The organism is Streptomyces sp. NBC_01235, from assembly GCF_035989285.1.
Taxonomy (GTDB): Bacteria; Actinomycetota; Actinomycetes; order Streptomycetales; family Streptomycetaceae; genus Streptomyces.
The window spans coordinates 3,930,595-3,943,409 of the sequence record NZ_CP108513.1 but is presented as its reverse complement, the minus strand read 5'-3'; the positions used below and the strand labels follow the sequence as shown (position 1 = coordinate 3,943,409).

Below are 12,815 nucleotides of genomic sequence, written 5' to 3'. Positions count from 1 at the left end.
TTTCGCCGCACCCCGTCCGGTGCGTGAGAATGGGGCAATGCCCACGCCCGTGTCCCCCTTGCAGATCGGCCCGCACGCCGTCCAGCCGCCCGTCGTCCTGGCCCCCATGGCCGGGATCACCAACGCGCCCTTCCGCACCCTGTGCAGGGAGTTCAGCGGCGGCAAGGGTCTCTTCGTCAGCGAGATGATCACGACCCGGGCGCTGGTCGAGCGCAACGAGAAGACCATGCAGCTGATCCACTTCGACGCGACCGAGAAGCCGCGCTCGATCCAGCTGTACGGCGTCGACCCGGCCACCGTCGGCAAGGCTGTCCGCATGATCGCGGAGGAGGACCTCGCCGACCACATCGACCTGAACTTCGGCTGCCCGGTCCCGAAGGTGACGAGGAAGGGCGGCGGCTCCGCCCTCCCCTACAAGCGCAACCTGCTGCGCGCCATCCTGCGCGAGGCGGTCAGCGGCGCCGGCGACCTCCCGGTGACGATGAAGATGCGCAAGGGCATCGACGACGACCACATCACCTACCTCGACGCCGGCCGGATCGCCGTCGAGGAGGGGGTCACCGCCATCGCGCTGCACGGCCGCACCGCCGCCCAGCACTACGGCGGCACCGCCGACTGGGAGGCCATCGCCCGCCTGAAGGAACACGTCCCGGAGATCCCCGTCCTCGGCAACGGCGACATCTGGTCGGCGCAGGACGCGCTGCGGATGGTGCGCGAGACCGGCTGCGACGGAGTGGTCGTCGGGCGCGGCTGCCTCGGCCGGCCGTGGCTGTTCGCCGACCTGGTGGCAGCCTTCGAAGGCCGTACGGAAGCCATCGCACGGCCCTCGTTGCGCGAGGTCGCCGACGTCATGGTCCGGCACGCCACCCTGCTTGGCGAGTGGATCGGCGACGAGGCGCGCGGGGTCATCGACTTCCGCAAGCACGTCGCCTGGTACCTGAAGGGCTTCGCGGTCGGGAGCGAGATGCGCAAGCGGCTGGCCATCACCTCCTCGTTGGCGGAACTCCGCGCAGGGCTGGACGAGTTGGACCTCGAGCAGCCCTGGCCCACCGGCGCCGACGGCCCCCGCGGCCGCACCTCCGGCAACAACCGGGTCGTCCTGCCGGACGGCTGGCTGAAGGACCCGTACGACTGCGCGGGCATCAGCGAGGACGCGGAACTGGACACCTCCGGCGGCTGACCCCCGGCGACCTTCCGCGGCTGAGGCACCCTCGACAGGGGGCAGGGCCTCGCCGACACTGAGCGGCGTGGTGGACAGCGCGGTGTGGGTGGCGGCCTTCACCGGCGGTACCGCGGTGCTGGCCGGCTGGGTGACCAACCTGGGGAACGTGCGAACGGCCAAGGCGCAGGCGGAGGCGTCGGCGCGCACGCAACACCTCAGCAGGGTCCGGGAGTTGCGGCGGGCCGCCTATCTGGAGTTCATGGAACGGGCGCACGTCACCGGTGAGTTGTACTGGCAGGTCACCTTCGCCTTCAACCAGGTCGCCGACCCCGACCGGCTTTCGGAGCGGATCCACGACCTGCGTACGGAGCTGCGCGGAGCGTACGACCCGCTCATGCGCGGGGTCAGGGTCGTCGTCCTGGAGGGTCCCGCCGGGCCCGCGGAGGCGGCCGAGGCCGTTATTGAGGTGGTCACCCGGACCAACCGGGCGCTGTGGCAGGTCACGCTGGGTGAGCCGGACGCGCGCGCACGCTTCGACGAAGGCCAGCAGGTCTTCGCGGACCGTCTGGAGCGCTTCGTCGAAGCGGCGCGCGCGGCGATGGGATCCCCGTGACCGTCAGCCCTTCGACGGGTGCGGGGTGGACCCGTAGGCCGTCAGGAACTTGTCGCGGAACGAGCTCATCTTCCACACCGGGGCGTCGTGGGCCGGCTTCAGACCGTCCGTCCAGTTCCAGGCGGCGATCTTGTCGAGGACCTTCGGGTCCTTGGCGACGATCGAGATCGGCACGTCCCGGCTGGCGTTGTCGCCGCTGACCCGGGCTATGGGCTGGTGGTCGCCGAGGAAGACCAGGACGGTGTCGTCGGTGGCGTAGCGCTCCAGCCACTGGGTGAGGGCGGTCACCGAGTACTGGATGGACTTGCCGTACTCCTGCTTGGACTTGGTGCCGTCGGCGATGACCTCGGACGCCTGCTTGCCGGCCTTCTGGATGCCGTCGAAGACCGAGCCGTCGCCGAGGTCGTCCCAGCCGACCATCTTCGGTATCGGCGCCCACGGCTGGTGGCTGGAGGTCAGGATGATCTCCGACATCAGCGGCTTGTCGCGGTCCGTGCGGCCGTGCTCCAGCCGCTGGAACGCCTCCAGGGCGTACTGGTCCGGCATGGTCGACCAGCTGAACTTCGGTCCCTGGTAGCCCATCTGGAAGGCGTCGTAGACCTTGTCCAGGCCGTAGAACTTCGCCTCCGGCCAGCCCTTCTGCACGCCCGGCATGACACCGACCGTGTCCCAGGCGCCGGTCTTCTGGAACGCCTTGGTCAGCGACAGGTGGTCGCTGGCCATCACCGTGCGGTAGCGCTGCTGGTTGTCGACCCACAACCCGGACAGTGTGGTGGAGTGGCCGAGCCAGCTGCTGCCGCCGTACGTCGCCGAGGTCAGCCAGCCGCTCTTCGCGTGGAAGCCGGCCTTCGTCAGGGCCTGTGTGCTCGCGTCGAGGGTCTTGTCGACGCCCGGCGCCATGCCCGGGTCCTCGATGGCACTGCGGCCGTAGCTCTCGATGAACGTGAAGATCATGTCCTTGCCGCGCAGGTCCGGCACGAGCTGGTCGGCCGGGGTGGCCCCGAACGTGTCGCTGCGAGCCACCTTCCCGAACGCGGCCTCGTCCCGGAGGGTGTCCCGCACCCGCCTGGCCTCGGAGGCGACCGTGTGCGCGACCTGGTCGGAGGCGACCGGCGCCCCGGCGTACTGCAGACCGATCACGGAGCAGGTGATCCAGGCGGTGCCCGCGATCAGCGTGCCCCGGGTCGCCGCCCGGGTGTCGCTCACCAGGATGCCGCTCAGCCGGACCGTCGCCAGCGCCATGAGCACCATGACCAGGACGACGAGCAGGACGACGCCGATCGCCGCGGCGAGCGCGACCGTCCCGCCCATCGAGTCCGCCACGTACGACTGCGCGTCGTCCAGCAGACCCCAGTCCAGGACGAGGTTGAAGTCGCGGCCCAGGTACTCCACGAACCCCATGTCGAGCAGGTTCAGCACGGTCAGCGCCCCGAGCGCCGCGCCGGCCAGCGCCGACAGTGCCAACCGGGGCCGACGCGGCAGCGCCAGCACCACGGCCGCGCCGACGATCGCCTCACCGGGCAGCCGCAGGAACCGGCTCACGTGGAGGGCGAAGAGACGGTTCGGCAGCACCAGCGCCCCGAGCACGAGCACCACGCAGAGGACCGTCACCGCCCACCACACCACCCGAGCGGCCCGAGGATGCCGACCCCGCCAACCCCGCCGGTACGCGATCCGGGCCTTGATCCCACGGGGCCGCACGCGCCCGCTTCGACCGTCAGCTGGAACCGCCCCCTCCGGGGCTTCCGCCTCCGGGGCCTGCCGCTCCGTGGCGTCCGGCTCCGCAGCCTCCGCCTCCAGGGCTTCCCGCTCCGTGACTTCGGCCTCCGGCTCCGGCTCCGGCTCCGTGACTTCGGCCTCCGGCTCCGGCTCCGGCTCCGTCGCCTCGGCCTCCGCAGCCTTCGGCGTCGGGGCCGCTGTCTCCGACTCCGCCGTCTCCGGGGCTTCCGCCTCCGGGGCTTCCCACTCTGCGGCTTCCGCCTCCGGGGCTTGTGGCTCCGCGGTTTCCGGCTTCGGGGTCCCTGCCTCGGAGGCCTCCGTCCCGATCGACTCCGCCTTCGGGCCCGCCGGCTTCGGCTCCGCCGTCTCCGGTGCCTCTGTCGTTGGGGTCTCCCGCTTCGGGGCCGCCGTCTCGGGGGCCGCCGTCTTCGAGGTCGCCGTCTCCGGGGCCGCCGTCTCCGGGGCCGCCGTCTCCGGGGTCGCCGCCTCTGGTGGGGCTTCCTCTGTCGCGGCTTCCGTCGCCGTGGCCTCCTGGGTTGCCGGGTCGGGGGTCTCCGGATCCGGGGTTGCCGTGGCCGTCACGGGGGTGTCCTCGGGGTGTTTCGATTCAGGCAGTTGGGATGAGCGAGTGGAGACAGGCACCCGAGGGTCCTTCCGTACGAAGCCCGGCGGTTCGGCGGATCCGCAGTGGGCCGGATCCGCCACAGTTTCGTACGTCCTGCCCTCGGCCCGTGTTCAGCCCCCTCGGCCAGCGCTCGGCAAACACCACGCAAACGCCACGCCAAGCAGCCGGACCAGGCCCCGAGACGGGCGAAGGTTACGCGCCCCCGACCGCCGTGAGCAGCGCCAACGGGGCCGCCGCCGACCGCGACTCCCGTACGCACGCGTGCGGGTACGGCACCGGCTCAGCGTGGGTGTCGCGGCCGTAGCCCGCGAGGACCTCGGGGAGCCGGTGACCGGTCGCGGCCGCGGCGTCGACCAGCGCGTGGGCGACCGTACGGGCCTCGTCGTGCAGGCTGTAGCGGGCGAGCCCCAGCGTGATCAGCGCGTTGTCGTGCGGCCAGACCGAACCGCGGTGGTAGGAGAGCGGGTGGTAGGCCGGCTGCCCGGCCGCCAGCGTGCGCACGCCCCAGCCGGAGAAGAAGTCCGGTTCGAGGAGACGCCGGCCCACGGCCTCGCCGTACTCCTTGTCCAGCAGGCCCGACCAGAGCAGATGTCCGGCGTCCGAGGCGAGCGCGTCGACCTGGCGGCCCTCGCCGTCCAGCGCGAGCGCCGGGAAGGAGCGGTCCGGCATCCAGAAGTCCCGCTGGAAACGGTCCCGCAGGTCGGCGGCGGCCTGTTCCAGCAGGGCCGCGTACTTCTCGTCCTGCCACACCGTGCGCGCCACCCACGCCGTACGGCGCAGCGCGTCGTACGCGTACCCCTGGGCCCCCGCCGCCATCACCGCCCCGGTCGCGCGGGTGCCGTCCGCGGAGCAGATGGCGCCGGGGGAGTCCTTCCAGTTCTGGTTGGCGAGACCGCCCTGGTCGGCGCGGTAGACCAGGTAGCCGCGAGAGGCGAGCCCGCCGTGGTCCAGCATCCAGCCGACCGCCGCCCGGGCGTTGGGCTCCAGACGGCGGGCCGTCGCCGCGTCGCCGGTCTGCTCGACGTACGCGCCGAGGAGGATGAGGAACAGCGGGGTGGCGTCCACCGACCCGTAGTAGCGGCCGAACGGGACCTGCCCGAAGTGGGCCAGTTCGCCGTGCCGCACCTCGTGCACGATCTTGCCGGGCTGGGACACCGAGTCCCGGCCGGTCTCGGTCGCCTGCCCGGCGGCGAGCGCCAGCAGCGTTGCGGCGGCCGGGCGCGGGCGGTAGGGGAGGGCGAACAGCGAGGTGAGGAGGGCGTCGCGGCCCAGCAGGGTCAGGAACCAGGGGGCGCCCGCCGCCGGGACGCGCAGCTCCTCGCCGTCCGGGCCCGTCGCCTGGACCTGGAGCGCGGCCAGGTCCGCGAGTCCGCGGGCGCAGGCGGCGGCCAGCTCGGGCCAGCCGGTCGGGAAGGCCACGCCCTCCATGAACTCGCCCTCCTGCGCGCGGAGTTGTCCGGCCACCGCGGCCGGGGAGCGGGGCACCCGCAGGGCCCGCTTCTCGCCGTGCGGCCGGGCCATCACCCGCAGGGTCAGTTCAGCGGAGCCGTGCGGCTCCAGCTCCAGCTTCCACACCAGCCGACGGGCTCCGGTGCCGGTCTCCTCGATGCCGTCCGGCGCGGGCTCGGCCGTCACCGTCGTGCGGGACCTCCACTCACCGCGCTGGTAGGTGAACTCCACGCCGTCGTCCAGGACCTGGCGGCGGCGGACGACTCCGGTCTTCGCGTACGTGCGGTGGTCGGAGCGGAGTTCGAACTGGTCGGTGAAGTCGGCGTCGGCGGTGACCGCGAGCCGGACCGTCGTCGGCACCGGGCGGTTGCTGACGATCCGCAGCGACTCCACGAACGAGCTGTCGCCGACCGCCTGTTCCCGGAACAGCGTGCAGGACGGCGGCTCGTTGCGACCGCCGCGCGGCACGAGCACGCACCGCGTGGTGTCCCCGTCCGCGACCGGCGCGAGCGTCTCCGGTACGGCGCCGTCGACCGTCAGCTGCCAGCGGCTGAGATGCCGGGCGTCCCGGACGAACAAACCCTCCGGAGATCCGGAGGCCGCGCCGGAGCCCCGTACGCCGCTGATGTCCCCGCGGTCGCCCACGGCCGCGAACGTCCCGCCGTACACGAGCAGATGATGCCGGTCCGTCATCCCCGGTCCCCTCCCTTGAGAACGATCGCTTCGCTTCGGTGCAGCAGGTCGAGCGTGAGCGCGGCGGTCCAGCTGAAGCCGGTCGCGCCGCAGGCCTCGCCGGTGTACGGGTCGACGTACTCCGCGAAGTCCGAGCCGGCCGCGATGTCCAGCACGGCCCCGCGCAGGGCGTCCGCGTCGGCCTGACCGCCGTGCAGTCGCAGGCCCCGCTCCAGCAGCCAGCTGGTGTTGAACCAGGCCGGGCCGCGCCAGTAGCGGTGCGGGTCGAAGGCCTCGCCGAGCAGGTCGTAGCTGGGGACGAGGCGGGTGGTCGTGCCGAGCCCGAAGTGCGGGCCGCGCAACGTTCGTACGACGGCCGTCACCACCTCGCGCGGCAGCCCTGGCAGGAGGAGAGGGACGAGACCGGAGACGCCGCGCTCGCGGATCAGCTCCCCGTCCCGCGCGTCCCGCGCGCCTCGCGCGCCTCGCGCGCCCCGCGAGTCCGGGATGTTCCGCGCATCCCTCCCGGCCCCGACGTCCCGGCAGAAGAACATGCCCTCCGCCGGGTCCCACAGCCGCTCCACGAGCGCCGCCGTCAGCCGCTCCGCGCGCGCGTGGCGGGCCGTGCCCGGCGCGCCCAGCTCCTGCGCGATGCGCGCGAGGGCGTGTTCGGAGGCGATGAGCAGCGCGTTGAAGGAGGGGTCCTCGACGGCGAACTCCCCGCCGCCGTCGGCATAGCCCCCGTCCCGGTACTCCGTGGCCAGCCGTACGTACCGCCCGTAGTCCAGGTCCGTCGGACGGTCCTCGGCCGCGCCGTGGTCGAGGTCGGCGCGCCGGAAGGAGCGGGCCGGGGCCGGGGTGACCCGGGCGAGCGGCGCGTCCCAGCTCGGCGCGTTGTCCATGCCCTGCTCCCACGGGTGGACGACCGACACGAGCCCGCCCCCGCCGAGGTCCCGCCGGTGCAGCAGATACCGGTGCCAGGCCGCCAGCCGCGGGTAGACCCGGGCGAGGAAGCCGCGCGCGCGGGAGAGCCCCGGGTCGGCACGGTGCACCAGCCAGGCCGCGAGCGCGTGCACCGGTGGCTGCACGATGCCGGAGGTCTGTACGGTGCGCGGGGCGCCCGCAGCGCGCCCCGCGGTCGAGGAGCGCCAGAAGTCGGGGCTCGGAAAGTACGCGTCGAGCGGCACGGAGGGGTTGAAGACGATGTGCGGGACACGCCCGTCACCCCACTGGGCGGCCAGCAGCGTCTCCAGCTCCGTCTGTGCCCGGCGCGGCGAGACGTGCCGCAGCCCGATCGCGACGAAGGCGGAGTCCCAGGACCACTGGTGCGGGTACAGACCCCGTGAGGGAACCGTCGACGTCCCTGTCCAGTTGCTCTCCAGCACGTCCACCGCCCCGGCGTGCAGCGCCCTGAGGTGCGGAGCCTCGAGGTACGGCGGAGCCGCCGGATCGTATGCAACGGCGTACTCCGCCGGGCGGGCGATGAGCTGGGCGGTGCGATCCACTCGGGGCTCCCCGAAGACGACAAGGCCGACTGGTTCGGCAGTGGCTACCGTAGGGTTACGTCTATTTAACACGCAAAACTCAATATGTAATGCAGGCTTGAGAAACACAAGGGGGTGCGCATGACCGGGCGTCCGGGACGGACCGGCAGGGCGGGCAGTCAGGCCAGCGCCGGAGATCTGCTCGAACTGGTGCGGAGCGGGCGGGCGACCACGCGCGGCGCCCTCCAGCAGGCCACCGGTCTCTCCCGGGCGACCGTGGGCCAGCGGCTGGAGCGTCTCTTCCGCGCGGGCTGGCTGCGCGAGGGCGCCGGCGGCCCGGTCGACTCCCCGCTCGGCGGCCGCCCCTCGATCACCCTGGAGTTCGACGACGCCCACGCGGTCGTCCTGGCCGCTGACCTGGACACCCGGCACGCGCGGGCGGCCGTGCTGACGCTGACCGGCGAGATCCTGGCCGAGCACGGCGGCACCCTGGTCATCGAGGACGGCCCGGACGCCGTCCTCGGCGACCTGGGCGGCTGGTTCGCCGAACTGCTGGAGAAGGCGGGCCACCGGCCGGACGAGGTCTGCGGCATCGGGCTCGCCGTCCCCGGCCCGGTCGACAGCGAGACCGGCCGGGTCGTCCAGCCGCCGATCATGCCCGGCTGGGACGGCTACGACATAAGGGGCCGCCTCGCGAGAGCGTTCACGGAACGCACCGGGGCGCCCGCGGTCCCGGTGCTCGTCGACAACGACGCGAACCTCATGGCGTACGGCGAACAGCGCACCGCATACCCCGACTGCTCGGCGTTCGTGCTGGTCAAGGTGTCCACGGGCATCGGTGCCGGCGTCGTGGTCGACGGCTCGATCTTCCGGGGCGTCGACGGCGGCGCCGGGGACATCGGGCACATCCGGGTGGGCGCGGAGGCGCTGTGCCGCTGCGGCTCCTACGGCTGTCTCGCGGCCGTCGCCAGCGGTGGCGCCGTGGCGCGGCGGCTCGCGGAGTCGGGCATACCGGCGTCCTCGGGCTCGGATGTGCGCGACCTGCTCGGCGCCGGGCACCCCGAGGCGGCGGCGCTGGCCCGGGAGGCGGGGCGCCGGGTCGGGGACGTACTGGCGACGGTCGTGACGCTGCTGAACCCGGGGGTCCTGATGATCGCCGGGGATCTGGCCGGAACCGCCTTCCTCACGGGCGTGCGTGAGCTGCTCTACCAGCGCGCGCTGCCCCGCTCCACGGCTCGTCTGGACGTCGTGACCTCGCGGCTGGGGGAGCGTGCGGGCCTGGTGGGAGCGGGTGCGCTGGTCGTGGAGCACCTGTACGCGCCGGAGCGGGTGGAGGAGCGGTTGCTGGCGCTGGGGGTGTGAGGGACGCTCGTGTGAGGGCGACGCTCGTGACGGGCGTGTTTCGGTTCCGCGTTCCGTCCGGATGCGCGTCCGCATGGTGAAATCGGCGTGCCGACCGAGGCGTGATTCTCGCCACCCCTGAGGGGGGTAGTGCTCAGATGAGCGGATCATGGGTTACTGCACTTCTCCAAGGGGTGGCACTCAGTGCCACCCCTTGATCGTTCATCGATCGAAATCAATCGTGCTGTGCGACGCTCATCTGAGCGCAATATGGGTTCCGTGGGAGGTGCTCGCGTTCAAGAAGTGAAAACATCCGCTGCCCTGGGCTTGCCAAGCCTTGACTTTCGATCCGCTGGCGGACGACTGGTTACGAGCACATGACGCGCGAGTAGACGTACCCAGACGCCTTCGATCTGGGTATGTTCCTGGCCGTCAGGGCAGCCACCGCGTCCTCGAGGAGTCGAGACCCGTGTCGGAAAACAAAGATCCCCACGTAGGCCACGGAGTGAAGTTCGTTTACGACTTCACCGAGGGCAACAAGGACCTCAAGGACCTCCTCGGTGGCAAGGGCGCCAACCTCGCCGAGATGACCAACCTGGGCCTTCCCGTCCCTCCGGGCTTCACCATCACCACCGAGGCCTGCAAGGTCTACCTCGACAGCGGCGAGGAGCCGACGGCACTGCGTGACGAGGTGAGTGCGCACCTCGACGCCCTGGAAGAGCGGATGGGCAAGAAGCTCGGCCAGCCGGACAACCCCCTGCTCGTCTCCGTCCGCTCGGGCGCGAAGTTCTCCATGCCCGGCATGATGGACACCGTCCTGAACATCGGCCTCTCCGACAAGTCGGTCCAGGGCCTGGCCAAGCAGGCCGGCGACGACCGCTTCGCGTGGGACTCCTACCGCCGCCTGATCCAGATGTTCGGCAAGACCGTCCTCGGCGTCGACGGCGAGCTCTTCGAGGACGCCCTGGAAGCGGCGAAGACGGCGAAGAAGGTCACCGTCGACACCGAGCTGGAGGCGGCGGACCTGAAGAAGCTGGTCACCCGCTTCAAGAAGATCGTCAAGACCGAGGCAGGCCGGGACTTCCCGCAGGACCCGCGCGAGCAGATGGACCTCGCCATCAAGGCGGTCTTCGACTCCTGGAACGGCGACCGCGCCAAGCTGTACCGCCGCCAGGAGCGCATCCCGGGTGACCTGGGCACGGCCGTCAACATCTGCTCGATGGTCTTCGGCAACCTCGGCCCCGACTCGGGCACGGGCGTGGCCTTCACCCGTGACCCCGCCTCCGGCCACCAGGGCGTCTACGGCGACTACCTGCAGAACGCCCAGGGCGAGGACGTGGTCGCGGGCATCCGCAACACGGTCCCGCTCGCGGAGCTGGAGCGGATCGACAAGAAGTCGTACGACCAGCTGATGCAGATCATGGAGACGCTGGAGAACCACTACAAGGACCTCTGCGACATCGAGTTCACGATCGAGCGCGGTCAGCTGTGGATGCTCCAGACGCGCGTCGGCAAGCGCACGGCGGGCGCGGCCTTCCGTATCGCCACCCAGCTCGTCGACCAGGGCCTGATCGACGAGACGGAAGCCCTCCAGCGCGTCAACGGCGCCCAGCTCGCCCAGCTGATGTTCCCGCGCTTCGACGAGCACGCGAAGACCGAGCAGGTCGGCCGGGGCATCGCGGCCTCGCCGGGCGCGGCGGTCGGCAAGGCGGTGTTCGACTCGTACACGGCCGTGAAGTGGTCGCGCTCGGGCGAGAAGGTCATCCTGGTCCGCCGTGAGACCAACCCCGACGACCTCGACGGCATGATCGCGGCCGAGGGCATCCTGACCAGCCGGGGCGGCAAGACCTCCCACGCGGCCGTGGTCGCGCGCGGCATGGGCAAGACCTGTGTCTGCGGCGCGGAGGAGATCGAGGTCGACACCAAGCGCCGCCGGATGACGGTGCCGGGCGGCCATGTGGTGGAGGAGGGCGACGTCATCTCCATCGACGGGTCGAGCGGCAAGGTCTACCTGGGCGAGGTCCCGGTGGTGCCGAGCCCCGTCGTGGAGTACTTCGAGGGCCGGATGCACGCGGGCGCCGACGACGCCGACGAGCTGGTCGAGGCCGTCCACCGCATCATGGCCTTCGCCGACCGCAAGCGCCGTCTGCGCGTCCGCGCCAACGCGGACAACGCCGAGGACGCGCTGCGCGCCCGGCGCTTCGGGGCCCAGGGCATCGGCCTGTGCCGCACGGAGCACATGTTCCTCGGCGACCGGCGTGAGCTGGTGGAGCGCCTGATCCTCGCGGACACGGAGGAAGAGCGCGAGGAGTCGCTGAAGCAGCTCCTGCCGCTCCAGAAGAAGGACTTCGTCGAACTCTTCGAGGCGATGGACGGCCTCCCGGTGACGGTCCGTCTCCTGGACCCGCCGCTGCACGAGTTCCTGCCCGACATCACCGAGCTGTCGGTGCGGGTGGCGCTGGCGGAGTCCCGTCAGGAGTCCCACGAGAACGACCTGCGCCTGCTCCAGGCGGTCCACCGCCTGCACGAGCAGAACCCGATGCTGGGCCTGCGCGGCGTGCGCCTGGGCCTCGTCATCCCGGGCCTGTTCACGATGCAGGTCCGGGCCATCGCCGAGGCGGCGGCGGAGCGCAAGAACGCCAAGGGCGACCCGCGCGCCGAGATCATGATCCCGCTGGTCGGCACCGTCCAGGAGCTGGAGATCGTCCGCGAGGAGGCCGACCAGGTCGTCGCGGAGGTCGAGGCGGCGACGGGAGTCGAGTTGAAGCTGGCGATCGGCACGATGATCGAACTGCCGCGGGCGGCCCTCACCGCCGGCCAGATCGCGGAGGCGGCGGAGTTCTTCTCCTTCGGCACGAACGACCTCACCCAGACGGTGTGGGGCTTCAGCCGGGACGACGTGGAGGCGAGCTTCTTCACGGCGTACCTGGAGAAGGGCATCTTCGGCGTCAGCCCCTTCGAGACGATCGACAGGGACGGCGTCGGCTCGCTGGTCAAGGCGGCGGCCGAGGCGGGCCGCCGGACCCGCCCCGACCTGAAGCTCGGCGTCTGCGGCGAACACGGCGGCGACCCGGAGTCGGTGCACTTCTTCCACGAGGTGGGCCTGGACTACGTCTCCTGCTCCCCGTTCCGGATCCCGGTGGCCCGCCTCGAGGCGGGGCGGGCGGCCACCCAGTCGGCGGGGAGCGACCATCGCTGATGCCCGAGGCCTCGAGGCCCTGAGGGGTTGAGGCCCTGAGGGGTTGAGGGGTCACTGAACCCCGGAGCCGCCGTTGGTCCCCGACCCTCACCGATCGGCGGCGGCTCCGGCGCACCAAGGAGGACGGCACCCTGTGCGGGGGTGCCGTCCTCTTGTGCTGCCGGACTGTTCTGTCCGCCTGTTCCGTCCGCCTGTGGTGGTCGATTTCCGCTGGTCAATGCGGCACACTTAATGAATACCCAGGAAAAGACAAGGTTTTCACAGCATTCTTTCGCCCATTGAATTCTGGGTTTTCTCTTCGCGTCGGGATGGCGCGTGTTAAGTTCCTTCTCATCGGGCGGCGGACCGCTTCCCGTGCAGGTACTGGAAACTCAGAAGGAGTCGCTATGAGCTTCAGGGTGGTTGCACCGTTCGTTCCCTGACGGAACGCGAACGTGAATGGGGGCGCGAATGCGAACCCGAATCCGAACCCGAATCCCGGCCAGGTTCCCCCGCCTGCCCAGCAGCCGAGGCGCCGTCGTCCGCGTCCCGGTGAGCCCGCGCCGCAGTAA

The 12,815-nt window shown here is 71.4% G+C and carries 7 protein-coding genes; 4 read left to right on the top strand and 3 right to left on the bottom strand.

Translation table 11 applies throughout. The features are described 5' to 3' along the window. Positions 1-37 precede the first annotated feature (37 nt). The gene (dusB, locus tag OG289_RS17340; protein WP_327314926.1) at positions 38-1,180 is read left to right on the top strand and encodes a tRNA dihydrouridine synthase DusB; all 1,143 of its coding nucleotides are present in this window, start codon (positions 38-40) and stop codon (positions 1,178-1,180) included. Between the two features lie 67 nt (positions 1,181-1,247). Next, positions 1,248-1,775: a hypothetical protein gene (locus OG289_RS17335; protein WP_327314925.1), complete on the top strand. Its 528-nt coding sequence runs from the start codon at positions 1,248-1,250 to the stop codon at positions 1,773-1,775. Between the two features lie 3 nt (positions 1,776-1,778). Here the strand turns inward: OG289_RS17335 and OG289_RS17330 are convergent, their stop codons facing one another. From OG289_RS17330 to OG289_RS17320, 3 genes are all read right to left on the bottom strand, one after another. After that, positions 1,779-3,476 carry a CDP-alcohol phosphatidyltransferase gene (locus tag OG289_RS17330; protein ID WP_327320710.1) on the bottom strand — a complete coding sequence of 566 codons (1,698 nt, stop codon included), beginning with the start codon at positions 3,474-3,476 and terminating at the stop codon, positions 1,779-1,781. An 835-nt stretch (positions 3,477-4,311) separates the two neighbouring features. Then, positions 4,312-6,261 carry an amylo-alpha-1,6-glucosidase gene (locus OG289_RS17325; protein WP_327314924.1) on the bottom strand — a complete coding sequence of 650 codons (1,950 nt, stop codon included), beginning with the start codon at positions 6,259-6,261 and terminating at the stop codon, positions 4,312-4,314. Continuing rightward, a complete protein-coding gene (locus OG289_RS17320; RefSeq protein WP_327314923.1) occupies positions 6,258-7,745 on the bottom strand; it encodes an MGH1-like glycoside hydrolase domain-containing protein in 1,488 nt (495 codons plus the stop codon). Before OG289_RS17320 ends, OG289_RS17325 begins: the two co-directional genes overlap by 4 nt. 120 nt (positions 7,746-7,865) lie before the next feature. On the opposite strand from OG289_RS17320, the gene OG289_RS17315 reads away from it, so the two are divergent. Further along, on the top strand, positions 7,866-9,086 hold the full coding sequence (locus OG289_RS17315) for an ROK family protein (protein WP_327314922.1): 1,221 nt from the start codon (positions 7,866-7,868) through the stop codon (positions 9,084-9,086). 448 nt (positions 9,087-9,534) lie between these two features. Next, positions 9,535-12,264, top strand: coding sequence for a pyruvate, phosphate dikinase (gene ppdK / locus OG289_RS17310; RefSeq protein ID WP_442818911.1), 2,730 nt, complete (start codon positions 9,535-9,537; stop codon positions 12,262-12,264). Positions 12,265-12,815 lie beyond the last annotated feature (551 nt).